Source organism: Erythrobacter sp. SN6-5, assembly GCF_057364945.1.
Window position 1 is genome coordinate 2,263,108 of the sequence record NZ_CP200282.1, and the last position, 23,817, is coordinate 2,286,924.

General features: G+C 57.1%; 23 protein-coding genes, 1 tRNA gene and 1 pseudogene. 6 read left to right on the top strand and 19 right to left on the bottom strand.

Features of this window, described 5'->3' with window-relative positions; translation table 11 throughout:
* The first annotated feature begins 3 nt into the window (after positions 1–3).
* Positions 4–309, top strand: a complete 306-nt coding sequence (locus AC0V6Z_RS11280; RefSeq protein ID WP_472638584.1) for a YciI family protein — start codon at positions 4–6, stop codon at positions 307–309.
* A gap of 19 nt (positions 310–328) precedes the next feature.
* Here AC0V6Z_RS11280 and AC0V6Z_RS11285 read toward each other — a convergent pair whose 3' ends face one another.
* The 5 genes from AC0V6Z_RS11285 to AC0V6Z_RS11305 all read right to left on the bottom strand — a co-directional run bounded on the left by AC0V6Z_RS11285 (position 329) and on the right by AC0V6Z_RS11305 (position 2,725).
* Positions 329–928: a carboxymuconolactone decarboxylase family protein gene (locus AC0V6Z_RS11285; RefSeq protein ID WP_472638585.1), complete on the bottom strand. Its 600-nt coding sequence runs from the start codon at positions 926–928 to the stop codon at positions 329–331.
* On the bottom strand, positions 925–1,902 hold the full coding sequence (locus tag AC0V6Z_RS11290; RefSeq protein WP_472638586.1) for a quinone oxidoreductase family protein: 978 nt from the start codon (positions 1,900–1,902) through the stop codon (positions 925–927). The genes AC0V6Z_RS11285 and AC0V6Z_RS11290 overlap by 4 nt, the downstream gene beginning before the upstream one ends.
* Positions 1,903–1,908: 6 nt before the next feature.
* Positions 1,909–2,109 carry a hypothetical protein gene (locus tag AC0V6Z_RS11295; protein WP_472638587.1) on the bottom strand — a complete coding sequence of 67 codons (201 nt, stop codon included), beginning with the start codon at positions 2,107–2,109 and terminating at the stop codon, positions 1,909–1,911.
* A gap of 164 nt (positions 2,110–2,273) precedes the next feature.
* A complete protein-coding gene (locus tag AC0V6Z_RS11300; RefSeq protein ID WP_472638588.1) occupies positions 2,274–2,549 on the bottom strand; it encodes a hypothetical protein in 276 nt (91 codons plus the stop codon).
* 100 nt (positions 2,550–2,649) lie between these two features.
* Positions 2,650–2,725: transfer RNA gene (locus AC0V6Z_RS11305), tRNA-Lys, on the bottom strand.
* Between the two features lie 679 nt (positions 2,726–3,404).
* On the opposite strand from AC0V6Z_RS11305, the gene AC0V6Z_RS11310 reads away from it, so the two are divergent.
* A complete protein-coding gene (locus AC0V6Z_RS11310) occupies positions 3,405–4,130 on the top strand; it encodes a helix-turn-helix transcriptional regulator (RefSeq protein WP_472638589.1) in 726 nt (241 codons plus the stop codon).
* Between the two features lie 7 nt (positions 4,131–4,137).
* On the opposite strand, the gene rodA is transcribed toward AC0V6Z_RS11310, so the two are convergent.
* Genes rodA through AC0V6Z_RS11335 form a run of 5 tightly spaced genes read right to left on the bottom strand, consistent with a single transcriptional unit; the run spans position 4,138 to position 9,882 of the window.
* The gene (gene rodA, locus AC0V6Z_RS11315) at positions 4,138–5,265 is read right to left on the bottom strand and encodes a rod shape-determining protein RodA (protein ID WP_472638590.1); all 1,128 of its coding nucleotides are present in this window, start codon (positions 5,263–5,265) and stop codon (positions 4,138–4,140) included.
* Positions 5,262–7,370, bottom strand: coding sequence for a penicillin-binding protein 2 (mrdA, locus tag AC0V6Z_RS11320; protein ID WP_472638591.1), 2,109 nt, complete (start codon positions 7,368–7,370; stop codon positions 5,262–5,264). The genes rodA and mrdA overlap by 4 nt, the downstream gene beginning before the upstream one ends.
* Positions 7,370–7,924 (bottom strand): rod shape-determining protein MreD, encoded by a 555-nt coding sequence (gene mreD / locus AC0V6Z_RS11325; RefSeq protein WP_472638592.1) that lies wholly within the window; start codon positions 7,922–7,924, stop codon positions 7,370–7,372. The genes mrdA and mreD overlap by 1 nt, the downstream gene beginning before the upstream one ends.
* Positions 7,924–8,814, bottom strand: coding sequence for a rod shape-determining protein MreC (locus AC0V6Z_RS11330; protein ID WP_472638593.1), 891 nt, complete (start codon positions 8,812–8,814; stop codon positions 7,924–7,926). The genes mreD and AC0V6Z_RS11330 overlap by 1 nt, the downstream gene beginning before the upstream one ends.
* 24 nt (positions 8,815–8,838) lie before the next feature.
* Positions 8,839–9,882, bottom strand: a complete 1,044-nt coding sequence (locus tag AC0V6Z_RS11335) for a rod shape-determining protein (protein WP_472638594.1) — start codon at positions 9,880–9,882, stop codon at positions 8,839–8,841.
* Between the two features lie 188 nt (positions 9,883–10,070).
* Here AC0V6Z_RS11335 and mutL point away from each other — a divergent pair, with 188 nt between their 5' ends.
* Positions 10,071–11,966, top strand: coding sequence for a DNA mismatch repair endonuclease MutL (gene mutL / locus AC0V6Z_RS11340; RefSeq protein WP_472638595.1), 1,896 nt, complete (start codon positions 10,071–10,073; stop codon positions 11,964–11,966).
* A 76-nt stretch (positions 11,967–12,042) separates the two neighbouring features.
* A complete protein-coding gene (locus AC0V6Z_RS11345) occupies positions 12,043–13,194 on the top strand; it encodes a PA14 domain-containing protein (RefSeq protein ID WP_472638596.1) in 1,152 nt (383 codons plus the stop codon).
* Positions 13,195–13,215: 21 nt separating this feature from the next.
* Here the strand turns inward: AC0V6Z_RS11345 and ychF are convergent, their stop codons facing one another.
* From ychF to AC0V6Z_RS11390, 9 genes and pseudogenes are all read right to left on the bottom strand, one after another.
* Entirely contained in the window at positions 13,216–14,316 is a 1,101-nt protein-coding gene (gene ychF / locus AC0V6Z_RS11350) for a redox-regulated ATPase YchF (protein WP_472638597.1), read from the bottom strand.
* 80 nt (positions 14,317–14,396) lie between these two features.
* Positions 14,397–15,389, bottom strand: coding sequence for an SDR family oxidoreductase (locus tag AC0V6Z_RS11355; protein WP_472638598.1), 993 nt, complete (start codon positions 15,387–15,389; stop codon positions 14,397–14,399).
* A 92-nt stretch (positions 15,390–15,481) separates the two neighbouring features.
* A complete protein-coding gene (locus AC0V6Z_RS11360; RefSeq protein ID WP_472638599.1) occupies positions 15,482–16,132 on the bottom strand; it encodes a CPBP family intramembrane glutamic endopeptidase in 651 nt (216 codons plus the stop codon).
* Positions 16,129–16,695, bottom strand: a complete 567-nt coding sequence (gene pth, locus AC0V6Z_RS11365; protein ID WP_472638600.1) for an aminoacyl-tRNA hydrolase — start codon at positions 16,693–16,695, stop codon at positions 16,129–16,131. The genes AC0V6Z_RS11360 and pth overlap by 4 nt, the downstream gene beginning before the upstream one ends.
* 319 nt (positions 16,696–17,014) lie before the next feature.
* A pseudogene (locus AC0V6Z_RS11370) lies at positions 17,015–17,690 on the bottom strand (50S ribosomal protein L25/general stress protein Ctc).
* Positions 17,691–17,851: 161 nt separating this feature from the next.
* Complete coding sequence (locus AC0V6Z_RS11375; RefSeq protein ID WP_486176478.1) at positions 17,852–18,745, bottom strand: TraB/GumN family protein; 894 nt, start codon at positions 18,743–18,745, stop codon at positions 17,852–17,854.
* Entirely contained in the window at positions 18,745–19,695 is a 951-nt protein-coding gene (locus AC0V6Z_RS11380) for a TraB/GumN family protein (protein ID WP_472638602.1), read from the bottom strand. Before AC0V6Z_RS11380 ends, AC0V6Z_RS11375 begins: the two co-directional genes overlap by 1 nt.
* A 93-nt stretch (positions 19,696–19,788) precedes the next feature.
* Positions 19,789–20,217 (bottom strand): hypothetical protein, encoded by a 429-nt coding sequence (locus tag AC0V6Z_RS11385; RefSeq protein ID WP_472638603.1) that lies wholly within the window; start codon positions 20,215–20,217, stop codon positions 19,789–19,791.
* Complete coding sequence (locus tag AC0V6Z_RS11390; protein ID WP_472638604.1) at positions 20,204–20,398, bottom strand: helix-turn-helix transcriptional regulator; 195 nt, start codon at positions 20,396–20,398, stop codon at positions 20,204–20,206. The genes AC0V6Z_RS11385 and AC0V6Z_RS11390 overlap by 14 nt, the downstream gene beginning before the upstream one ends.
* A 354-nt stretch (positions 20,399–20,752) precedes the next feature.
* On the opposite strand from AC0V6Z_RS11390, the gene AC0V6Z_RS11395 reads away from it, so the two are divergent.
* Both AC0V6Z_RS11395 and glyS read left to right on the top strand, forming a co-directional pair.
* The gene (locus AC0V6Z_RS11395; RefSeq protein WP_472638605.1) at positions 20,753–21,679 is read left to right on the top strand and encodes a glycine--tRNA ligase subunit alpha; all 927 of its coding nucleotides are present in this window, start codon (positions 20,753–20,755) and stop codon (positions 21,677–21,679) included.
* Positions 21,676–23,757 carry a glycine--tRNA ligase subunit beta gene (glyS, locus tag AC0V6Z_RS11400; RefSeq protein ID WP_472638606.1) on the top strand — a complete coding sequence of 694 codons (2,082 nt, stop codon included), beginning with the start codon at positions 21,676–21,678 and terminating at the stop codon, positions 23,755–23,757. The genes AC0V6Z_RS11395 and glyS overlap by 4 nt, the downstream gene beginning before the upstream one ends.
* Positions 23,758–23,817 lie beyond the last annotated feature (60 nt).

The window sequence follows — 23,817 nt, forward strand, 5'->3', positions numbered from 1 at the left end:
TTAGTGCCGCTATTTGCTTTTTACTGCCGCGATGGAGAGCATGGGGCGCGGCTGCGCGACCAGAACTTGACGGCGCACCTCGACCATGTCGAGGCGCATATTGATGACTACGCCGTCGCTGGCCCCCTGAAGCGGGACGAAGAGACGGTTGGGTCTTTGTTGATTATAAAGGCCGCCGACAAAGATGGAGCGCGGCGCAAGTTCGAAGCCGATCCTTACTTTAAAGCAGGCGTGTGGCAATCGATCCGAATGGAGGAATTCTTTGGTTTTGCGGGCGATTGGGTCGGCGGAGCGGCTTGGAAGAAATAAGCGAAAACGTGCTGCGCGTTTAGTCCCGTTTGTGGCGACCAGGATCCCAAACTTCTTCGGTATAGGCCTGGCTCGCGAAGCTGAGTGGCTTTTCCTCAAGCTCTGTCGCTAGTGTGTCGTTCCAGCGGTTTAGAAAACCGAACAAGCTGATCACACCCATAATTTCCAAAATTTGCTGTCTCGAGAAGTGTTTCTCTAGTGTATCGAAGTGCTCATCTGTCGCGGCATTTGGCTGTGTACCGGCCGCCAGCGCCAGATCGAGTGCAGCCCGTTCTGCCTCATTGAAAAGTGGGCTGATTTGATACTCCCAGACGGAGGCGATCTTCTCGGCATCGCCGCCTGCCATCTTTGCCGCGCCGTGAGCCGTGTGGGCCTGGCAATAGCGGCATCCTGCGGCGCCACTGGTGATTGTGGCGACCAATCGCTTCAGAACTGGATCAAGTTCACCTGGCTTATAAATCACGGCAACCAATTGCTGGACTGCGGTCAATAATTCTGGCCAGTGCGCCATGGTGAGCACATCATTAGGTGTGAATCCCATGATTTCCTGAGCATAGGCCAAGCTCTCGCGCGTTCTTTCCGGAAGGTCTTCAATCGCGGCGGGATGGATGCGCGTCATGGCAACAGAATCGTTGAACCAGTGGTTTTGCCTGATTGCAGATCCCGATGCGCCTGAGCAGCATCGGTGAGCGCATAGGTTTGTCCGATTTTCACTGACAGGGCCCCTTTGTCAAACATATCCCACACTCGCGTGGAGCCCGCTTCACGGTCAACCGGATCTTCGTAATAATGGAACAGCATAGGGCGAGTGTTAAACAATGAACCCTTCATCGCCAGCACGCCGACATCAACTTCGCCGACAGGAGCATCGGCATTTCCGTAATTGATGATCAGGCCCATTCTTCCGGTCGCGTCGAGCGAAGTTTCCCACGTTGATCGCCCGATCCCGTCAAAGGTCACGCGCACTCCATCTCCACCGGTGATTTCGCGTGTGCGAGCGGCGGTGTCTTCTTCTTTGTAATAGATTATGTGATGCGCGCCTGCTGCACGGGCGGCATTGGCCTTGGCTTCGGTTGACACCGTCCCGATGACTTCGGCGCCAATATGCTTGAGCCATTGCACCAGCAGGAGGCCGGTGGCGCCAGCCGCAGCATGGACGAGCACTGGCCACCCCGACTGTACCTTGCCGCAGCGCTCAACCAGAAATTCAGTAGTGCACGCTTTTAAGATCGCGGCGGCGGCGGTCTGATCGTCAATGCTCTCGGGTAGGCGGAACAGGTGCTCTGCCCCAATGTTGCGATGCGTAGCATACGCTCCAACAAGAGGGCCGAAGGTTGCCACCCGATCGCCCTCGACGAAGTTCTGGACGTCACCACCAACAGCTACAATCCGCCCTGCGGCCTCCAACCCCAATCCGCTTGGCAGCTCGACTGGATAGATTCCGCGCCGGTGATAGGTGTCGATGTAGTTAAGGCCTATCGCGCCATGCTCAATCGTCACCTCCCCAGGGCCGGGAGCTGGAAGTTCTTCTGTGATCCATTCGATCACTTCCGGGCCGCCGGTTTCGCGAAAAGTAGCGCGAGTTGATTGCATGGCTTTCTATACCCCTTCAATGTTGGTTGGAGTTTCGCTGCAGCTTGCTTGCACCCAGCGCAGATTGATCCCGACAATCTCTGACGTGGTTGCCCCCCAGCTATAGCTGTCGGCTCTCACCTGATCATCGGTGTGGACGTAAAGAACACGCACTGGCTTGTTCGGACTGCCTTTTGCCCAGGTCACATTGCGCAGGCGAATGGTCACGTCAGGAGCAACGCCGTTGCCAGAGACGAAGACGCGCCCGCCCTGATCGAAGCTGTTCAGATTGCGCTCAAACGTCCAATCGTCAGTTCCGTCAGGTTTGCTTGTATACTTTCGTACGGCAACCCAGCATGAAAATGGGATAGCGCGGCGAAGTTCGCTGCCATTTAGCTGCCAACCCCTCCTTCGCGCTGCGAAAGATTGGGAATTGGAGAGTTCGCCCATTCGCTCTGCGCTGCACCATAGGGATCGATCCTGCGCCATTTGCCATTGCTGGCAATTTCCAACCCGGTCCACTCTGGCTTAGCGCGGCCTTCTTCTTCAGCGAAATACTCAGCCTCTGTGTTGCTCCAGATGCCAGGTGCAATACGGTTTTGTCCAAGCGTCGATGTGGCAGAAAAAAGCGCGAGGATGGGCAGGATAAGAACGATCAGTTTGCGCATATCGGAGGCAGCCTACGCCGATATTTTACCAATGGGAAGAGTTGTCCGGACAAATTGTGCCTGTTGGCAAGTCTTGGAAAGATGACAAGTAATGAGGCTTTGGTGGACGCACTAGGGTTCGAACCTAGGACCCGCTGATTAAGAGTCAGCTGCTCTACCAACTGAGCTATGCGTCCATCGGGCTGCTTCGGATATTATCGATGCTGCCAATTTACCGATATTCGAGGCTCTCAAATGAGCAAGGTCGAATCGGCGAAGGCGCTGCGTATAGCGCGCCTATCCGCGAATGGAAGGTGTTTTGGGGTCCTGGACTAATTGCGATAGCTTCCGCTTCGCTTTGTCGGTTAGCTCAATTCGCGATTCAAACTCATCGTGGAGCGCCGAGATGATGGTGACCATCCCATCATCTTGAAGGCGCGCAATAAGATTGAGGGCTGCGCTTTGCGTAAGGCCTGCGACGCGGTGAACCTGACGCAAGTTGGTTGATTGGCCGGAGCACTCGCGGCTGTAGACACCGCTCAATAAGGTGGCGACAGCAGCAACCTCTAACGCATTGTCTGCGTTAGCAAGGCAAAGATCTGATGCGGTTTCGCCTGAGCTACGCCTAAACGGGAGCGCGCGGGCGAAGCGATCGCGCATGCGTATCCGCATACCGAACTCCTTATATTAAAAGCCACGATGCCCCCTGATTTGCTAGCGTCGCACGCAGGCCAATCAGGAGGGCTTTGGATGTAAGCTAGCCCGGAGGGAGTGTTCGGCATGGTGCGACCCGAGGGCCGAAGCGCGGTTGCTTACAGCCTCTCTCTAGGGTTAATTGTCAGGAAGCATAAGTCGCCTGATTGGGGGACATGTGTTATGGCGGACCAAGCAATGCAGAAATATTTCGGTCAAATTGAAAGCTTAGACGACTTTGGGGACGTCGATAACTACATCCGTGCAGTGTGCGAAGGTCAAGGTGCCATCCGCACCAGCTATCATTTTTCGCCGATCTTTGCTGCACCCAATTCAGTCCGCACAGATGTCTATGCCAACGGTTATAGCGAGGCATGGTTGGAGCTTTATGACAAAGAGGATTTTCGGCGGTCAGACCCAATCCCTGCACGAACAATGAAGCATGGGGCAATGCTGACATGGGCCGATGCAATAGCGATGGGACCCAACACGCCGGAGAATGAGACGTATTTTGCAGCTATGCGCGAACATGGCCTTATTCATGGCTTCGGGCTGCCATTGTATGGCCCGCGTGGTCGCAATTCCTATGCCTCGTTCGACTTTGGAAAATCGGTTGATGAGATTGACAATGTTGCATTGGGCATAGTGCGCGGAGCAGCGCAAGCGGCGCATCAACGAGTCTGCGTGCTGCTCGATGCGACGCGCGAAGCACCCGAACTTTCCGGGCGAGAGCGCGAGGTTCTGGAATGGGTGGCACTCGGAAAATCAACCACTTCGATTGCGACGATCTTAGAACTCTCACCGGAAACGGTTAAGACATATGCCAAACGCATTTATGAAAAGCTGGGCACGTCGGATCGGGTCGGGGCAACTGTGAAGGCGCTGAAACTGGGCCTGATCAAAATTTAGTTGAGGTTCAATTTTCCAGTCCGCCGCGCGGCGCATTCCTGTTCCAGCGATTGACCATCATCAGCGCCCCGATACAGATCATATTCGTCATCATGGAAGATCCGCCATGGCTCATGAAGGGCAGGGGGATGCCAACGACGGGCGCCATGCCCATCACCATCATCAAATTCACAGCGATGTAGAAGAAGATTGTTGCAACCATTCCGGCTGCCACCAGACTGGAGAAACGGTCTCGAGAAGTCAGTGCAACGCGCGTTCCCCAGCGCAGGATGATAGCGAAAATACCGATCACGAAGATACCGCCGATGAGGCCCCATTCCTCCGCCATCGTTGCGAAGACAAAGTCCGTGTGCGGCTCCGGAAGGTATTGCAGGTGGCTTTGCGAGCCATTGTTGAACCCTTTGCCAACAATGCCTCCAGAGCCGATTGCGATCTTTGATTGGGCGATGTGATAGCCTGCGCCCAGTGGATCGCTTTCAGGATCGAACAGCGTCATAACCCGGCGTTGCTGATAGTCTTGTAGGCCGAAGAAGAAGGCAAGCGGCGCTGCGATGGCGGCGAGGATGCCTCCGCCAATGAACCACCGCATAGGAAGGCCGACGAGCAGCATGACGACCGCTCCGCCAAAGGCGATGGCAAGCGAGGTGCCGAGGTCTGGCTGCAGCAGCACGAATGCCATCGGGACGGCGATCAGGGCGCCGGGGATCAGGATCGCTCGCCAATCCGTGATCAGGCCAACGGGTAATGAGGCATAGAAGCGGGCAAGGACTATCACGATTACGGGTTTCATGAGCTCAGAGGGCTGGAGAACCATGAAACCGAAATCGATCCAGCGCTGGCTGCCACCACCCACCTGGCCAATCACCTCAACTGCAATCAGCAGCAGTAGGACGCCGATATAGGCGGGATAGGTCATGAATTTCACGAATTCGCGCGGCAAAGAGGCGATAATCGACGCCATCACGAGGAAGACGGAAAAGCGGATCAAGTGGGAGCTTGCGAACGGCCGCATCGAGCCGCCGGCAGCGGAATATAGCACGGCTGCGCCAAATAGTACGAGCAGTAAGAGAGGGATCAGCATGGCCCATGGCTGGCGTGCAATGGGCTCTGGCACGATGCTCCCGGCGCGGCTCATGGTGTGCCCGCCGGTGTTGTTGGCAAAGCAGTGGGCGCAGCTGGACCAATGGTTTGGTTGGGCAGGGGAGTAGGCGCGCCAACCGGAGTGGCTTCCTCACGCGGGGCGACGAAATCCTCTGCAATTTCTTCGGATTGTTGCGCAGCGACTCGGGCCTCTGCCTCAACCTGATCAAAAATATCTTCATCGCGGCGCGGTGCCGCAACCACGGCTTCACCGCGTTCTGCGGCATAGCGGGCGTATTTGTTATCGAGCCTCTGTTGCGCGGTGCCGCCCCACTGTTTTTCCAGCGCGTTGAGCTTTTCCAAGCCCTTCGCCGGATCGAACATGAAGGTCATGACATCGCGCGCTATGGGGTAAGCTGCGCCTGAACCGCCGCCATGCTCGATCACTACTGCTCCCGCATAGCGTGGGTTGTCGAACGGCGCGAAGAAGGTGAACAGACCGTGGTCACGGTACTTCCACGGGCCAGACCGACCATCAGACACGCTCAGCGAGACGACCTGGGCGGTGCCCGTTTTGCCTGCCATTTTGATATCTTCGAACGGCAAACGCCCGCGCCCAGCGGTACCAGGGCCGTTCACAACATCGCTCATCGCCTGGCGCACATAGCGGACGTGATCGTCGGGGAAATCAACCTGGTCGAAACCTTTGGGTGTTGCATCCATTGTGAGGCGCGGCATCACATGGCGACCAGTTGCGAGCCGAGCTGAACTGACCGCGAGTTGCAGCGGACTGGCGAGATAATAGCCCTGACCGATGGAGGCGTTGACCGTGTCGAATGGCTCCCAATCGCGGTCAAACTTGTTCCGCTTCCAATCCGCATTCGGGACAGTACCGTAAAACTGACTGGTGACGGGCAGGGGGAACTCCTCGCCCATGCCAGTGAGCTTCGCCATCTCGGCCACTTTGTCGAAGCCGATCAGCTGCGCGAAATGATAGAAATAGCTATCGCAGCTCTGATAGATCGCCTTGGCCATGTCGACCCGGCCATGATTGCTCCAGCAATTGAAGAAGCGATTTCCGATCCGCCGTCCGCCTGCGCAGGTGATCGCCTCATCCGGAGCAATGCCAGCCTTTAAAAAAGCCATGCAGTGCATCGGCTTTACCGTGGAGCCGGGCGGGTAGAGCCCTTTCAAAACCTTGTTGCGTAGCGGAATGCGTGCATCCTCGCGCAGCATTGCATATTCGACGCTGCCAATGCCGTCAGAGAAGCTGTTGGGATCGAAGCTGGGCATGCTGGCCATGCAGAGCAGATCGCCGGTTGCGCAATCCATCACCACGACGGAGCCAGATTCCAGGCCAATCCGGCGCGCGGCATAATCCTGTAGCGGGCCATCAATGGTGAGGCGCACCGGCGCGCCCTGAATGTCTTCGCGTGTGTCGAGGTCGCGGATAATCCGACCAGAGGCGGTCACTTCGACGCGGCGAGCGCCTGGTTCTCCGCGCAATTCCTGCTCGAACTGTTTTTCCAACCCGTCCTTGCCGATCTTATAGCCGGGCGTGATCAGCAGCGGGTTGCGCTCCTCCTCGTCATATTCCTCGGCATTGGCGGGGCCAACATAGCCGATCAAATGACCCACGCTCGGCCCGGTTGGATAGAACCGAGAGAAGCCGCGCTGAGGCATCACGCCCTGCATATCTGGCAGGCGGACGCTGAGCGCGGCGAATTGCTCGTAGTCCAGGCCGCTGGCGACTTCCACCGGTTGAAACCCGCTGACCGCTGCGACTTTCTGTTTAACGTCGGCAATGCGCGCTGGGGACAGCGAGAGCAGCGCGCCAATCTCATCAATCGTTGTATCGGCATTAACCAAGCGATCTGGGATCAAATCGACCCGGAAGTCTGCGCGATTGGACGCTAGCGGGGCTCCATTTCTATCGAGGATCCATCCGCGGCGCGGCGGGATCAGAGTGAGGTTTACGCGGTTGCTTTCCGACTCGAGCCGGTATTTCTCATTCTCAGCAATCGCGAGATAGCCCATACGCGCAGCCAGCAGAACGCCGATCCCGCCCTGGATTGAACCCACCGCCATGCTGCGCCGGTCGAACGTGTTCTTAAGGGTGGAGGCGCTGACAATCGGTTGGTTGCGGCGGTGCTTCGCCATCAGCCAATCCTCCGCGAACGCGAGAGCCGGTATCTATCGAGCCAAGCAATCATGCGAGATATTATCGGATAGAGCAGGACAGACAGCAAGACTTGCGGCACCGCGGCAATAAGTTGGTGTATCGTTGGGGTAGCGCCGGACACTGCCATTGCCGCAAATATGTACAGAATGATCGCTAAACCCGCGCTGAACCAGTCCTGCCAAAACCCTCGCCATGGGAAGCGGGTTTCAATCATTTCCAGCGCGATCATGGTCAGCGACCACAGCAATACCGCGCTACCAAATGGCTGACCGCTGAACAGATCATCGAGCGCGCCCAGTGGCACGCCAACCCATAACGGTAGCAATCCCGGTCGCATGATCCGCCAAGCAATCAGCACGAGGAAGCCGAGTGGTGGGGCCAGAGGCATCACGTCAGCGAGCAGGACGAATGGCACCAGCGAGCCGATCAGGATCGAGGCGTATGGCACAATGCTGGCGCGCAGCGGTGACTGCGTACGGTTGATCCGGCTACCATATCTGTCTGATCTTGCCGCCGGGCTGTAACGCTCCATTATTCCTCGAGCTCCAGCTCTATTGGGGTGTCTGCGCTCTCCACCGCTTCAGGCTGCCATAGCGGCTCAACCGATACGAAATCAGTGGCGGATGGATCCGCAATCAACCGGGCAATGCCGCCGTCATTGGTTTTCTCGCTCAGGATCGCCACCGCAACGCCAGGCCGGTAATATCCGCCTGCGCCGCTGGTGAGGAAGATATCGCCAACCTCTAATGGATTGATGCCCAGATTAATCAGGCGGATCCTAAGCAATCCGTCACCGCGCCCTTCGGCAAAGGCGACGGTTTCATCGGTCGCACGCCGGACCGGCAATACGCTCTCGCTGTCGGTTAGCAGCAGAATGCGTGAACTGCTGCGTGAGACCTCAAGCACGCGCCCTACGACGCCTCTGGCGCTGCGCACGGACATGCCGATCTCGACACCATCGTTGCGGCCCGCGCCAAGATAGGCGAAGCGGCGACTGCTTGTGGAGCTCGATCCGACCAACCTGGCAACGGCAACGGGTTCGGTTTCTGTGACTGACAGGCCGAGCAATCCCTTAAGGCGGATGTTCTCTTGCTCGACCGCTTCGGCCTCGGCCAAGCGGATGCGGGCGATCTCGACCTCTTCGCGCAAGGCCGTGTTTTGTTGCCCCGCTTGGTAATATGCGGTGATCTTGTCCCAGAAACTGTCGCTGCCGCTGCGCACGAAGGATGCGCCTTCGCCAGCGGGAGCGGCAACATCAGTCGCTGCTCCGCGCAGGTCGGCAAATGCGCCGGGTTGCCAATAGGAGATGACGAGCAGGCCTGCGCCAATCAGCGCGCCGATCCCCGCGAGGAGATAGCCGGTAAAGACCGAATATTGTGCCCTGCGCGAATGGCCCGAGCGCCGGGATGAATTCGGCGCCATGCCTGTTTCTCCCCTTCTGCCTTATTAGGCGGTCATCAGCACGCCGCGATAGATCGGATCTTCCATCGCCCGGCCTGTGCCAACGGCGACGCAAGTCAACGGATCTTCAGCGATCGAGACAGGCAGGCCTGTTTCTTCGCGAAGATGCTCGTCCAAGCGGCGGATTAGAGCGCCGCCACCGGTGAGCACGATGCCTTGGTCGACGATGTCTGCGGCGAGTTCTGGCGCGGTGTTTTCGAGTGCAATCCGCACACCTTCGACGATCGCGCCGATCGGTTCTGACAATGCCTCTGCGACATGCGCCTGATTGATTGTGATTTCTTTCGGCACGCCGTTCACCAGGTCGCGGCCCTTGATAATGATGCTCTCGCCAATGCCGTCTTCCGGAGTGACGGCGATGCCGTAATCCTTCTTGATCCGCTCTGCCGTCGCATCACCTATCAATAGGTTGTGGTGCCGACGAACGTAAGAGACAATGGCTTCGTCCATCTTATCACCGCCGGTGCGAACCGAGGTGGTGTACGCCAGGCCGCGCAGAGACAGCACTGCGACTTCCGTCGTGCCGCCGCCAATATCGACCACCATGGAGCCGACAGGTTCTGTCACCGGCATGTCTGCACCGATCGCCGCGGCCATCGGTTCCAGTATCAGGTGCACCTCAGATGCGCCCGCGTTGGATGCCGCATCGCGGATTGCGCGGCGCTCCACCGATGTAGAGCCAGAAGGCACACAGATCACAATCTCGGGATAGCGGAACAGGTTACGCTTTCCATGCACCTTGCGAATGAAGTGCTTGATCATTTCCTCAGCGATCTCGATGTCGGCAATCACGCCGTCGCGCAGAGGGCGGATCGCCTCAATGCTGTCAGGCGTCTTGCCCATCATCATTTTCGCATCATCACCCACGGCCTTGACGCGCTTGATCCCGTTGATCGTCTCAATGGCAACCACAGATGGTTCGTTCAGGACGATTCCCTGATCCTGAACATAGACCAGTGTGTTCGCGGTGCCCAAGTCAATCGCCATGTTTTGGGAGCCGAATTTGAACAGGTTGGAAAGAAAGCTCATTTTTATCGTTTTTCCGTGGATTTGAGCGCAAATCCCGCAGACCCCCTGCGACGATTTGCACCCAATAATGACAACACCTCATCCGCCTAGCGAATCCGCCGCAAAAACGCCAAAATATTTGTCGACAGCGGGGCACATTTTCCCCGGAGCTCTCGAAATTGCGGCGTGTGGCCGCTAAGATGCGACAAATGCCCCAAAATAAGCCTCGTATCCGTCGCCTGCCGAGCGATCTTGTCAACCGCATCGCTGCTGGTGAGGTGGTGGAACGGCCTGCGGCTGCGCTGAAAGAGCTGGTTGAGAACGCAATTGATGCCGGTTCGTCGCGAATCGCTATCAAGTTAACTGATGGCGGGCTGACCCGGTTTGAGGTCACCGATGATGGCTGCGGCATGGACCCCGAGGGTATGGAATTGGCACTTGAACGCCATGCCACATCCAAGCTGCCGGATGATGCGATTGAACAAGTCGCGACTTTGGGTTTTCGTGGGGAGGCGCTGCCTTCAATTGCCAGTGTAGCAAAACTGACTTTGGAAAGCCGCCCGCATGATGCGGATCGCCCTTCGACAAGCTCAGGACAGGGCTGGCGTCGGGTGGTCGATCATGGTGAACTGGTCGAAGATGCGCCTGCTGCCTTGCCGCCTGGCACGCGGGTTCGCGTCGAGCAATTGTTTGCCAAGGTTCCGGCGCGGCGCAAGTTTCTGCGCACCGCGCGCAGCGAGTATATTGCCTGCCTCGATGTGGTGCGCCGCCTTGCCATGGCGCGGCCTGACATTGCCTTTACGCTTGAGCAAAGCGCCAATGGCAAAGACCGCCGTGTGCTAGCAACCCAGACGGATGAGCCGCTGGCTGACCGGGTGGCTCAGATTGTCGCGCGTGAGCTGAAGGACAATGCGGTTGCGATTGATCTCACCCGCGAGACGCCAGGCGGCACGATGCGCCTGGCTGGGCTCGCCGGATTGCCGACCTACAATCGCGGTGTCGCTGATCATCAATATCTCTTCGTGAATGGCCGCCCGGTAAAGGATCGCCTGCTGGTGGGTGCGGTTCGCGGTGCCTATTCCGACATGCTGGCGCGTGATCGCCACGCTGTCCTCGCGCTGTTCCTTGATTTGCCGTCAGAGGAAGTGGATGTGAACGTCCACCCCGCAAAGACCGAGGTTCGCTTCCGCGATGCGGCAGCGGTACGCGGGTTTATAGTTTCCGGCCTGCGTCAGGCCTTGGCAACAGGTGACCGGCGCAGCGCGCAAGGGCCAGACCGCGCGGCAATGGAGCGCTGGCAAGCGGAACCGATCGCGCCAGAGCCTAGGCCTGCGCTGCGATCAATTTTTGAGGGCCGGGATTGGACATCTTCCAACCCCGGGTCGCAGCATCGCGTCTCAGAGCCGCGATTGCCCGATTGGCAGGCACAAGTGCTGGAGGGCGGAACCGAAGCGCTACCGACCGGCCGCGCGCATGAGGCGGCTCCGATTGCCGAGGAAGAGCGCGAATATCCGCTTGGCATTGCGCGGGGACAGGTGGCCAACACCTACATTGTTGCAGAGAGCAAAGATGGGTTGGTACTGGTCGATCAACATGCCGCGCATGAGCGGCTGGTGCTGGAACGCCTGAGGGCTGCCGGGGCAGGGGAGGCGACCGCCCGCGCGCAGGCTTTGCTGGTGCCGGACGTTGTCGAGCTGGACGAAGTGGATTGCGACCGGCTGGAGGCTGCGGCGGAAGGGTTCGCGCGCTTTGGCCTAGCGATTGAGCGGTTTGGTCCGTCGGCCATGCTGGTCCGCTCAATCCCACATGCGCTGGGCGGCGCGAACTCGGATAAGCTGCTGCGCGATCTGGCCGATGACATTGCGAAACACGGGGTTGATAAGGACGCAGGCGCGCTGCTGCTGTCTGAACGGCTCGAATATGTGCTGGCGACAATGGCATGCCACGGATCGGTGCGGGCTGGGCGAGTGCTATCCGTGCCGGAGATGAACGCACTGTTGCGCGAAATGGAGGCAACGCCCAGATCGGGTCAATGCAATCATGGCCGTCCGACTTGGGTAAAGCTCGATATGGAAGATGTCGAGAAACTGTTCGGTCGGCATTGAGGGGGCAATATTATTCAGACTGTTTTGTCGTCTTCTGAACGGATGCGTTAATTAAAGCGAAGGCAATCCAAGACTATTGCGTGCATTCGACGATTCGAGTGAGGCCATGTACCGCTTTCTGCTTCTTGTTACTGCTTTAGCAATCGGGGTGGCAGGATCACTGGAGTTATTGGGTGGCGAACCAAACGGTGTTCAGCGAGACATCGCCCTTCACGAAGAGGCGGATGAGTGGGATCAAACTCATACAACCCTTCCTGCAACGGTCTTCCCACCGCATACACCAGGTAGCAGTTGGAGCGGCAAGATCAATCCATCGGGTGCCGTGTTTGAGGACGGCTTTCGAGTCTTCTATTTTGACCGTACCAAAAAGCCGTCTCGGACCATTGAAAGGCATGTCGACTCTATCGCGGTAAATTACTCGTGGAGTGAGCTTCACAACATAAAGTCCGAGAACTTCGCCGCATACTGGGTGGGAATGCTCCATTTGCAACAGGCAGTGACCAAGAGGATAACTCTACGGCAAGGATGGTCCAAGGCACGTCTCTTCATAAACGGGAAGCTAGTTTATGAAGGTGGAGACACCCATTCTTTCCTTCATGACTTTGATGCCGGAGATCATCTGATTGAAGTCGACTACATAAACGAGTGGCACACAACTGACTTCGAAGTGACTCTATCTGATGGGATACCCTTAAGCACGCGTCTCGATATCGCAGTTAGTCTGCAAAAAGCAGGCTTTTCCGAAGCTACTCTCCATTATGTTTCTACTTACAGTGAGACTGAAGGCGGCGGATCGCTGATCGAGGTGCCAAAGAGTGATAAGCCAGCAATTCTGTGGCTGGACTCGTATGACCCTGTACAATGGGACATCCGCGGAGAGACAGAAATCGCAGCAGTTATCCTTGCTAGCTTGCAGCCGGGTTCGTCTATCAAAGGAGGAATTTCCGACAATGTTTTCATGACCAGTGAATATTATGGAGTTCGGTCATGGACTTCCAGCGATTGTCATTGTCTCGGCGGAGGTAGAGCGTTTCATTGTGAGAACAAAAAAGGGATTGTCGATGTCTCGAAATCGTTCGAGCAGTTGTTTGCGAAGCCACTAACGAGCTTTTCTGTCGGCAAGGAGGGCAGTGGTCGCTCTTTAACGAAGTTGAATGACGACGTGTGGACTGAGATAAATCGCTTGGAAAGTGCAGTTTCTCAGCAAGAAAGAGAGTGTGAAAGCTAGATAGAGTTAGTTTTCAGATGGCTAAACATTAAACTTAAACAGCATGATATCGCCGTCCTGCACGTCGTAATCCTTGCCTTCTTGACGCATTTTTCCCGCTTCTTTTGCGCCCGCTTCACCGTTCAGCTCGATATAGTCTGAGTAGGCAATCGTCTCAGCGCGGATGAAGCCCTTTTCAAAATCCGTATGGATTTCGCCTGCGGCCTGCGGGGCTTTCGCACCCGATGGGAAGGTCCAGGCGCGCGACTCTTTCGGCCCTGCGGTGAAGAAGGTTTGCAGGCCCAGCAGCGTGTAGCCAGCGCGGATAACCCGGGCGAGGCCGCTTTCTTCCAGACCCAGCTCGGTGAGATATTCGCTGCGATCTTCCATCGGCATGGCGACGAGTTCCGCTTCGATTGCGGCGGAGACGACCACCGCTTGCGCGCCTTCAGCCTCGGCCTTAGCAAAGACTGCTGCGGACAGATCATTACCGCTGGACGCTTCGTCTTCCGCGACATTGCAGACGTACAGAACAGGCTTTGCAGTGAGCAATTGTGCTTGCTCAAACAATGCGGCTTCCTCGTCATCCTTCGGTTCAGTCAGGCGCGCTGGCTTGCCATCTTTTAGCAAATCGAGCGCTTGGCCCAGAACGCTGGCGAGCGCCTTAGCATCCTTGTCACCGCTGGTCGCGCGGCGTTTCGCGTTCTCAACTCTCTTTTCCAGGCTCTCAAGATCGGCCAGCATCAGCTCGGTCTCGACCACTTCGGCGTCCGCAATCGGATCAACCTTATTGGCAACGTGTTGAATATCGTCATCTTCAAAACAGCGCAGCACATGCACAATTGCATCAACCTCGCGGATATTGCCGAGGAATTGATTGCCCAGACCTTCGCCTTGGCTCGCGCCTTTCACCAGGCCCGCAATGTCTACAAAGGCGAGCTGGGTCGGAATCACTTTGGCGCTCTTCGCGATGGCCGCGATCTTATCCAAGCGATCATCCGGCACAGCAACTTGGCCTACATTGGGCTCAATAGTGCAAAACGGATAGTTGGCCGCCTGCGCAGCTTGCGTCTCAGTAAGAGCGTTGAAGAGGGTCGACTTGCCGACATTCGGCAGGCCCACGATCCCACATTGGAAACCCATTGTAATTCTCGCTTAGGTCAAGGAATTTGCGCTCCCTTAGCGGGCGGGCGTGTCTATTGCCAGCCCAGCGAGCGCGGCGGTCAGACGTTGTGAACCGCCTTGATCCATGGGCCAAAGGGTGATGCGCCAAGCCAGCCGACCTGAACCTCTGCCGCGACGTTGTTGATCGCGATTTGTGGCTTGGCACCCGGATGCACTTCTTTGCGAAGCGGGCGCGTGCCAGCGGGCATGGCGATAATCTCTGCAATGGCGTTCGGCACATCCATCGGGTCGGTCGTACCGCCGCCGGTTCGCTTGCCCAGCGGTTCGATAAGAGCGGGATAGCCAGAGGTATGCTTCTCATCGGCGCGTTCGAGAAGTGCGACGCTGTTCTTGTTGGAATTGGACCAGATCATTGTTGGATAGCCGCCCGGTTGGATCACGCTAACCTCAATACCGTGCGGAACCAGCTCGTAAGCGAGCGCTTCGCTCATGGCTTCGAGCGCGAATTTCGTCGGCGAATATTGGCCAAAGCTAGGGGCGATCACACGGCCGAGCTGAGATGTGATATTGACTATGAGGCCAGATTTCTTTGCGCGCATCGCGGGCAGTACTGCGCGCGCCATGCGGTGCGGACCGAAGACATTGGTGTCGAAAATCAGCTGGGTTGCTTCCATGTCCTGAATTTCGATTGGGCCGCCGAATGACATTCCGGCATTGTTGACTAGCACATCGAGCGCGCCGCCAGCGATGCGTTCTGCTTCGGCGACGCCGGTTGCGACTTGGGCATCGTCCGTCACGTCAATTTCTATCACGTGTAGGTCGAGTTCTTCGGATTTGGCGAGTTGGCGCAGCTCATCCGCTTCGGTCCGGGGCAGATTGCGCATAGTCGCGAACACTTTCGCACCTTGGCGAGCGAAATCCTCCGCCATCAACCGGCCAAATCCGGTCGAGCAACCTGTGATCAGCATGCTTTTGCCAGACATATCAGACTTTGCGGTGAGGGCGTCTTCTTGAGCGAGGCTTGCCGTCGCGGTGAGTGCGGTAGTTGCGGCGGCGCCTGCGAGCAGGGAGCGACGAGTAACTTGGGTCATGATGTGGCCTCCAATTTCATTGAACCAACGCGTGGGCGCGACAGGGTTCCCGAGTGAGTTTACTTTGTTCTTTATTACGGGTGCTGCGTGATCTAACCCGCAGCAGGCTCTTGGTCAGCCGATCCCGTGTCTTGTGGCGACTCAAACAATTGCAAGCGGTGCATTTCTCTCTGCAGGAACCAGATGGCGTAAACGTCGTAAAGAGCGTGGCCGATCATCACGGCGAGCAAACTGCCGCTCCAGATGTAGAAAAGGCCGAACAAGGCTCCAATCGCGAAAATAATGGCAGCGATCAGCGGTTTGGCAAAGTGGATGAGCGCAAAGATCAGGCTAGCAAAGATGATAGCCAGAGGCAGCGACACATAATCGCTCATCAATGTCTGCAGGCCGCCGCGAAACAACGCCTCTTCACCCACGCCTGCGCAAATCGAAAAGAAGATGATCACTGGCATCGAAAGTCGCTTTTCGAGGAACGCGAAGTTCTTTGATTGAAGCCGTGTGAGCTTCTCAGCAAGTTGAGGGAAGCCATGAAAGATGGCTGCCGCCACGGCGATCATTGCGAGGCCGAGGCCAATTCCCAAGACGATTTGCTGAAAGTCGACTGTCACAAATCCGGTTAGAGGGCGATCAGATATCCACCATAGCAGCAAACCGATCGCGACAAATAAGGAAGCTTGAGCGCCGAGAGATTTGCAAATGTCAGCGACTGACATCTTTCGCATCTCTTCATAGGGATTGCTCATTGCTGGCGCATCGCAATCTCGCTCATGAAGCGCGGTTCATCGCCGTTGGCGAGCCATTCCGCCTCGCCTCCGACAGCACCCAGCATCGTGACAAGGTCGTCTTGCTCAACCTTGGCGTAGTTCCCAAGCACATAGCCTGAGACACGATCTTTGTGGCCCGGATGACCAATGCCGAGGCGCACGCGGCGGAAATCTGCACCCAGATGTTTGTCGATAGAGCGCAGGCCATTGTGCCCGGCGGTACCGCCGCCTTGTTTCACCTTAACCTTAAAGGGCGCGAGGTCGAGTTCATCATGAAAGACCGTGAGAGCGTCGAGGTCCAGCTTGTAGAACCGCATCGCCTCGCCAACACTCCGGCCGCTTTCATTCATGAAGGTTGCCGGTTTGAGCAGCAGAATACGCTGGGCACCGATCCGCCCTTCTTGAACCCAGCCCTGAAACTTCTTTTGGACCGGTCCAAAGCTGTGCATTTCGGCCAGCACATCGCACGCCATGAAGCCGACATTGTGCCGGTGCATGGTGTATTTCGGTCCGGGATTTCCAAGGCCAACCCAAAGCTGCATCGTTTTCCTTTAGCAGGCTTCGCCTGCCCCTCAAGCGCCAGCGTTTACATCCGTTCACTTGGCTTCCCTCGCATAAGCTCGGGCGGCCGGTCGGCCTTGCGGTCCGCTAGTCGCGAACCGGATCATCGCATGCCGCTTAGCGTGTGTCGGGCCTAAGACCCGCAAGCGTGACCACGCGCCCGCAGCGATGCGCCTGAAAGGCGCGTGAGCGAGGAAATCGCATGCCCGGATGGGCGTGCGGAACACAATAACGCAAAACGGCGGACTGGTTTCCCAGCCCGCCTCCTTGGTGATTAGATCTGTAAAGGACTGGCGCGACTTACTCGCCGCTGTCCTCGCCACCTTCGGCTGCTTCTTCGCCGCCTTCGGTTGCTTCACCTTCTTCGCCCTCGACCTCTTCATCTTCGGCGCTCTCTGATTTCTTGAGAGCTGATGGAGCGACGAGCGTCGCGATGGTGTAGTCACGATCGGTGATCGCGCTTTCGCTACCAGCTGGCAGTTGCACTTCGCTGATGTGGATCGAATCGCCGACTTCTTTGCCGGTCACATCGATTTCAATCTCGCTTGGAATCTTGTCAGATTCGCAAACCAGGTCGAGCTCGTGTCGGACCACGTTAAGAACGCCGCCCTTCTTAAGGCCAGGCGATTCTTCTTCATTGGTGAAGATAACCGGAATGGCGACTTCGATTTTTGCATCCTTGGAAAGGCGGAGGAAGTCGACATGCGTCGGACGGTCACTGACCGGATGCAGGGCTACGTCCTTCGGCAGGGTGCGGACACTCTTACCATTAACATCGATGTTCACGATCGAGTTCATGAATTGGCCAGTCATCATTTGACGGACCAGTTCTTTTTCTTCGATGTGGATCGTGGTTGGTTCTTCTTTGCCGCCGTAAATAACGGCGGGGATGCGGCCTTCGCGGCGTAGTGCACGGGAGGCTCCCTTGCCTGCCCGTTCGCGTGCCTCGGCTAAGCAGTGTCAGAGCGTCGCTCATAATCGTCTACCTTTCAAATGCGGATAAAGTTTCAAAATCTTCGCGCGCCACGCCTCCAGGGATGACCATGACGGGTGAAGAGGGCGCGCCTTAGGGCGTGCGTGCTGCCTTGGCAAGCGTTTTGGCGGGGGCTGTGACGCCTCTGACCTGAGCAGCGAGAGCTAATGCAGCGGCGTTATTGTATAGCCGCTTGCCTTCAGCATGGCTGGCAAGCCATCTGGCCCGACCAGGTGAGCGGCACCAACGGCGACGAGTGGCCGGTCATCGCCTGCCAGCATCGTCTCTAGCTGTTTCGCCCAATCCCGATTGCGCCCGACCAGCAAAGCCTCGCGCAGTTCCGAGTCGGCCATGATGCCGGTTTCGGTCGCGTCGATCAAAGTCGCTGTGTCGCCGGTTAGCCAAGCATTGCGCAGGCGCGCCGGATCGGCCTGAAGCTGCTTTGCCTCTGTAATAATGCCGGAAAGCAGGTCGCGTTGGTCCTGTTCCGGCAGGCTGTCAAAGATGCGTAGCTGCGCGATTGCGCCTTCGAACTCTCGAACCGTGCGACCCTCAAAATCGCGTACCACCGCGCGGTCAACGCCGTTTGCCGGATCGCCTTGCGCGCCGACTTGAGCCAGTTGTAGCGCGGCGGCCCATGTCTCGGTTGACCCGAATTGCGCCGCAGAGAAGTTTGACTTCGATATGAGGTCGAACAGGGCAGGGCGCTTGTCTTCGCTGACCCGCATGGCGAGGTCCGGTAGGCCCGGTGTGTAGGCTAGCTGCGCAAAGACTGCGGCAATTGTTTCGTTGTCTTCCAGATTGGCGACCTCCACAACGACCAAGTCAGCCGCATCAATAGCCGCCCTGATCTCCGGTGTGCGCCAATTCGTGCCATCGGGAAGGGCATGGATCGTGCCGAGCATCCAGCCCTCAGTTTCACCCTCTGCATTGGTGATTTCGAACAGTGGTGGAGATGCTTCGTCAGAAGCAGGAGCGACTGGGTCAGAGCCGCATCCGGCGAGCGCCAGCAAAGCTGCCAATGGCGCAGCAATGCGGACGCTCACCAAACGATACATTATTGGATGCGAGCGGAGACGATACCGCGTTCTTCGAGATAATCCTGAACACTTTTCTCACCGGCAAGGTGACCTGCACCCACCGCGATGAACAGAGTGCCAGGGGTTTCCATGCGGCTCTCAATCCAATCGGCCCAGTTGCGGTTGCGAGCGTAAAGCAATTGCTCAGCCAATTCTGGATCGCTCAGGCCTTCGTTCATCAGCTCAGCCAATCCGTCGGCGTCCCCGGCAACCCATTCAGCGACCATTTTGTCGAGGAACGGTTTGACCTGGTCGACACCCTCAGCAGCCTCCATCAAGAATTCGATTTGCGAAGCCTGCGGCAGTCCATCGAAAATACCGAATTGGAATTCAATCGTTTCAAGCGCTTCGGTCTTCTTGTCGCCAGCCTTTTCGAGCAGTACGTTTTCAACGCCTGCATCGGGTGAATAGCCCTGCTGGATGAGCGGCAATGTCGCGAGCGTGATGCCCGCAAACCATGGCTCAACTTGATCGAAGGCAGCAGCAGGTGCGCCAAGTTTTGCCAGAGAGGCTTCGTAAACAGTGGTTTGCTCTTCGCTTAGTAGCGACCGCAATGTGGTGCCAGCGGGTAGGAGTGCTTTGGAAACGACCAATTGCTGGATCGCGGCCTCGGTGTCTGGACCCATGTCGATTTCGGTGACGATGGTGTCGGACGATGTCAGTGCTTTTGAAATAACGCCATCATACCATTCCAGCTCTTTCGGCAGGGCATGGACGGTGCCGAACAGATAGATCGTGGTGTCCTCATCAGAGACCGACCATAGCGCCGGGCCAGAGCCGGTGTCGTCAGCGATTTCCAGTTCTGATGCGGGCACTTTGGTGTCCGGAACGGGAGAGGGTAGAGTTTGCGTTTGAGCGCAAGCGGTCGTTCCGGCGAACAGAGTAATAGGGGCGAGGGCAGCCGTGACTGTGCGGGAGAAGTATTTCATATTACGTTCCTAGATAGAGAAAGTTGATTGGAAGGGAATGGGCAATTTTGCCCATGAAGAATTTGATCGTGCAGCGCGACTGTCGTGCCTGCTTCAGGCATATTTGCGGTAGAACCACACGGCGGTCCAAACGACGCAGACGATCAGGAAAACGATCATTGGTTGCTGCTCTGGCACCCAGCCAGCCCGAGCGGCCAGCCACCATGTTGGCACCATGAAAAGGTACAGATGCACGGCAACCATTGCGCCTTCGCGGTAGGCAGCGGCTTCATGCTCATCGACGGCCCGCCACCAAAGCCAGCTTATCCAAGGCACTACAATCAGCCATACAACGATCCCGATACCAGCTACCGCGGATGAGACTGGGTTGTTGGAGAATAGGATATCCATGCTGCCATCGCCTATTGCTCCAAAATATATGCCGAGCACAAATCCCACGGCCAAGGCAATCCAGAGAAGATTGCGTGCCTTACGAATTTTGGGTGACATGGGAACCGAGGTTTCTCGTTCATTTTTGGTCATCGAAAATCTCCTCGATTTGCATTTCAAATAGGCGCGCGATCCGGAATGCGAGCGGGAGTGAAGGGTCGTGCTTGCCGGTCTCGATGGCGTTGACTGCCTGGCGCGACACGTCGAGATGAAGCGCCAGTTCGGCCTGGCTCCAATCTCGCTCAGCGCGCAGCACTTTCAGCCTGTTGTTCATGAGGTAAAACTCCATTGGCTCAGATGCTTATTGCAAGACGAGCACGACTGTAGTGGTGATATGACCTAGGCCATAACCCGCTAGCACGAATGTCATCGTTGCAAGAAATGCAGCGATCTTTTCCATATGATTATGATATTTAAGCACTCAAAAATCCTGTCGTTAGTTCATGACTAAACGTCAGGTATGCATGACTATATGTCGTGATTTGCTGACTATGTCAAGATAACTTGACATTTTGTTTTGGATAGTTGACTTTATTTGGCGTAGACCCCGCTTTTGGATGGGCAGTTATGCTCCCGTGCTGCGCTGCGGCATTGACGCTGGTTAGGGCATCCGCCAAAGCCTGCCGCCATGACTACCCAGCTTCCTCAGGGCGATCCCCAAAGAGATCCCACGCGCTCGTTTCAAGACATGATTCTGACGCTGCATGATTTTTGGAGCGCCAATGGCTGCGTTATCCTGCAGCCTTATGATATGCGGATGGGCGCGGGCACGTTTCACACCGCAACAACTTTGCGCGCTCTTGGGCCAGAGCCATGGAACGCGGCCTTTGTTCAGCCGTGTCGCCGCCCAACCGATGGCCGCTATGGCGAGAATCCCAACCGCCTGCAGCATTATTATCAATATCAGGTCATCCTGAAGCCTTCGCCGAGTGACATTCAAGAACTCTATCTTGAGAGCCTGCGCCAGATCGGAATCGACCCGTTGAAGCATGACATCCGCTTCGTTGAGGATGATTGGGAATCGCCTACACTCGGCGCGTGGGGTTTGGGCTGGGAAGTGTGGTGTGACGGGATGGAAGTCACCCAATTTACCTATTTCCAGCAAATGGGCGGCTTCGACTGCAAGCCTGTGGCGGGTGAGCTCACTTACGGGCTTGAACGTCTTGCCATGTATATCCAGGGCGTCGACAGCGTTTATGATCTCGCGTTCAACCAGGACGGCGTTTCCTACGGCGATGTGTTTCTCGAAAATGAGAAACAGATGTCGAAATGGAATTTTGAGGTCGCCGACACAGACGCACTGTTTGACTTGTTCAACAAAGCAGAGGCGGAATGCCAAAATGCCCTCGCGGCCCAAGTGCCGATCGCTGCCTATGAACAAGCGGTTGAGGCAAGCCATATCTTCAACCTGTTGCAAGCACGCGGCGTGATCAGCGTGCAGGAACGCGCCAGCTATATGGCCCGCGTGCGCGATCTCGCGCGCGGATCATGCGAGGCGCATATGGAGAAAGAAGCCGCGGGCTGGGCGGAGAAATATCCGGAGTGGTCGAAATGAGCGATTTTCTCCTGGAGCTCCGCAGCGAAGAAATCCCAGCGCGCATGCAGAAGGGCGCCCGCGCTGAACTGGAAAAGCTGTTCCACCGCGAGCTGGGCGCCGCTGGGGTTTCCGTCGGTGAGCTGACCATCTGGTCGACCCCGCGCAGGCTCGCGCTGATCGCGCGTGGCCTTCCGATCGCAACGGAGGCGGTGCGCGAAGAGGCCAAGGGCCCGCCGGAAGGCGCGCCGGATCAGGCGGTCGATGGTTTCTGCCGCAAGAACGGCGTGACGCGCGACCAATTGGAAGTGCGCGAGGTCAAAGGCCGCAACACCTATTTTGCCGTGATCCAAAAGCCGGGACAGGCGGTCGCTGATCTGCTGTCTGCGGCGATCCCGGCGATCATTCGCGATTTCTCTTGGCCGAAGTCTCAGCGTTGGGGCGCGGCCTCAATTTCGACTGAGAGCCTCAAATGGGTTCGCCCTCTGTCTGGCATTATCGCTCTGCTCGATGGCGAGATCGTGCCGTGCGAAGTTGATGGGATTGTCAGTGGCCGTGAAACCACGGGGCACCGTTTCCATTCTGCTGGGGCAATTACGATTGAAGACGCCGATGATTACGCTGCCAAGCTGCGCGATGCCCATGTAATCGTCGATCATGTTGAGCGTGAATCGATGGTGCGCGAAGGCGCGAAAGCGGCTGCTGAAGCGGCTGGTCTGAAACTCGTCGAAGACGAAGGTCTGGTCGTCGAAAACGCTGGGCTGACCGAATGGCCAGTGCCGCTGCTTGGGCGGTTTGAGGATGATTTCCTCGACGTGCCGCCAGAGACGATCCAGCTGACCGCGCGGGTGAACCAGAAATATTTCGTGTGCGAGGATGCGCACGGCAAACTCGCCAACGCCTTTATCTGCACGGCCAATATTGAGGCGGAAGACCCCGCCGTGGTGGTCGATGGCAATCGCAAGGTTCTGGCCGCGCGGCTGGCCGATGCGCGCTTCTTTTGGGAATTGGATCAGAAGAAAACGCTGGCCGAGCACGCCAAGGGGCTGGAGCGGATTACGTTCCACGAGAAGCTCGGGACGGTCGCCGATAAGGTCGACCGTGTGGCGAAACTGGCGCGCTGGCTGTGCGAAGAGGGGATTGTCAAAGGCGATCCCGACCTCGCCGAGCAAGCCGCGCGTTTGTGTAAGGCGGACCTTGTGACCGAAATGGTCGGCGAGTTTCCCGAACTGCAAGGTCTGATGGGCGGCTATTACGCCGCGAAAGAAGGCCTGCCTCAAGAGGTCTCCGATGCGATCCGCGATCACTACAAGCCGGTGGGACAGGTCGACGAGGTTCCAACTGCGTCGGTGACGGTGGCGGTGAGTTTGGCGGATAAGCTGGATACGCTGGTCGGCTTTTTCCTCGCTGGAGAACCGCCAACGGGCTCTAAAGATCCGTTCGCTCTTCGCCGTGCTGCTCTTGGAGTAATAGGAACCATCCAAGCGAATGAACTTAGGTCACCTTTGGGGCGTGCCATTGACCACGTTTCTAAGCATGTATGGGCACAGTCGATTGGCAAGAAACTGGGTGCCGAAACTGACATTGGTCGCCGTCATGAACTCCTCGATTTCTTAGCGGACCGCCTCAAAGTCCAACAACGCGAAGCAGGTATCCGCCACGATCTGATAGATGCGGTGTTTGCGCTTGGCGGCGAAGACGATCTCGTCCGCCTGCTTGCTCGCGTGAAAGCGCTCCAAGCCTTCGTCGAAACCGAAGACGGCACAAACCTGCTCGCTGGCTACAAGCGCGCGGCGAATATCCTGAAGAAGGAAGAGTGGGAAAGCGGGGCCTCTAATCCATCCCCTGAGCCCGCCGAAAAGGCCTTGATCGACGCGCTTGATGTCGCGAGCCCTAAAGCCGCCAGTGCCATCGAAAGCGAAGACTTCGCAGCGGCCATGTCCGCTCTCGCTACATTGCGCGCGCCGATCGACCGGTTCTTCGAAGATGTGATTGTCAACGCCGATGATCCGCAAGTGCGCTCTGCGCGCCTAGATCTGCTCGCTCGGTTCCGCGATGCGGTGCACAAGGTCGCTGATTTCAGCCGGATCGAAGGATAATGTCTCTCCCCAGGACAAGCCTATAATTGTCCAATTTCGCTGCCAAGAAGGTACAAGTAA

What these genes read in the sequence shown, in the direction of transcription:
- AC0V6Z_RS11300 (WP_472638588.1), bottom strand. Translation starts at nt 2,549, where the DNA reads ATGCGCAAACTGATCGTTCTTATCCTGCCCATCCTCGCGCTTTTTTCT.
- AC0V6Z_RS11355 (WP_472638598.1), bottom strand. Translation starts at nt 15,389, where the DNA reads ATGACCCAAGTTACTCGTCGCTCCCTGCTCGCAGGCGCCGCCGCAACT.
- AC0V6Z_RS11335 (WP_472638594.1), bottom strand. Translation starts at nt 9,882, where the DNA reads ATGAGCTTTCTTTCCAACCTGTTCAAATTCGGCTCCCAAAACATGGCG.
- AC0V6Z_RS11395 (WP_472638605.1), top strand. Translation starts at nt 20,753, where the DNA reads ATGACTACCCAGCTTCCTCAGGGCGATCCCCAAAGAGATCCCACGCGC.
- AC0V6Z_RS11330 (WP_472638593.1), bottom strand. Translation starts at nt 8,814, where the DNA reads ATGGCGCCGAATTCATCCCGGCGCTCGGGCCATTCGCGCAGGGCACAA.
- AC0V6Z_RS11360 (WP_472638599.1), bottom strand. Translation starts at nt 16,132, where the DNA reads ATGAGCAATCCCTATGAAGAGATGCGAAAGATGTCAGTCGCTGACATT.
- glyS (WP_472638606.1), top strand. Translation starts at nt 21,676, where the DNA reads ATGAGCGATTTTCTCCTGGAGCTCCGCAGCGAAGAAATCCCAGCGCGC.
- AC0V6Z_RS11390 (WP_472638604.1), bottom strand. Translation starts at nt 20,398, where the DNA reads ATGAACAACAGGCTGAAAGTGCTGCGCGCTGAGCGAGATTGGAGCCAG.
- mrdA (WP_472638591.1), bottom strand. Translation starts at nt 7,370, where the DNA reads ATGGCGAAGCACCGCCGCAACCAACCGATTGTCAGCGCCTCCACCCTT.
- AC0V6Z_RS11375 (WP_486176478.1), bottom strand. Translation starts at nt 18,745, where the DNA reads ATGTATCGTTTGGTGAGCGTCCGCATTGCTGCGCCATTGGCAGCTTTG.
- AC0V6Z_RS11285 (WP_472638585.1), bottom strand. Translation starts at nt 928, where the DNA reads ATGACGCGCATCCATCCCGCCGCGATTGAAGACCTTCCGGAAAGAACG.
- ychF (WP_472638597.1), bottom strand. Translation starts at nt 14,316, where the DNA reads ATGGGTTTCCAATGTGGGATCGTGGGCCTGCCGAATGTCGGCAAGTCG.
- mutL (WP_472638595.1), top strand. Translation starts at nt 10,071, where the DNA reads ATGCCCCAAAATAAGCCTCGTATCCGTCGCCTGCCGAGCGATCTTGTC.
- AC0V6Z_RS11385 (WP_472638603.1), bottom strand. Translation starts at nt 20,217, where the DNA reads ATGACCAAAAATGAACGAGAAACCTCGGTTCCCATGTCACCCAAAATT.
- pth (WP_472638600.1), bottom strand. Translation starts at nt 16,695, where the DNA reads ATGCAGCTTTGGGTTGGCCTTGGAAATCCCGGACCGAAATACACCATG.
- AC0V6Z_RS11380 (WP_472638602.1), bottom strand. Translation starts at nt 19,695, where the DNA reads ATGAAATACTTCTCCCGCACAGTCACGGCTGCCCTCGCCCCTATTACT.
- mreD (WP_472638592.1), bottom strand. Translation starts at nt 7,924, where the DNA reads ATGGAGCGTTACAGCCCGGCGGCAAGATCAGACAGATATGGTAGCCGG.
- AC0V6Z_RS11310 (WP_472638589.1), top strand. Translation starts at nt 3,405, where the DNA reads ATGGCGGACCAAGCAATGCAGAAATATTTCGGTCAAATTGAAAGCTTA.
- rodA (WP_472638590.1), bottom strand. Translation starts at nt 5,265, where the DNA reads ATGAGCCGCGCCGGGAGCATCGTGCCAGAGCCCATTGCACGCCAGCCA.
- AC0V6Z_RS11290 (WP_472638586.1), bottom strand. Translation starts at nt 1,902, where the DNA reads ATGCAATCAACTCGCGCTACTTTTCGCGAAACCGGCGGCCCGGAAGTG.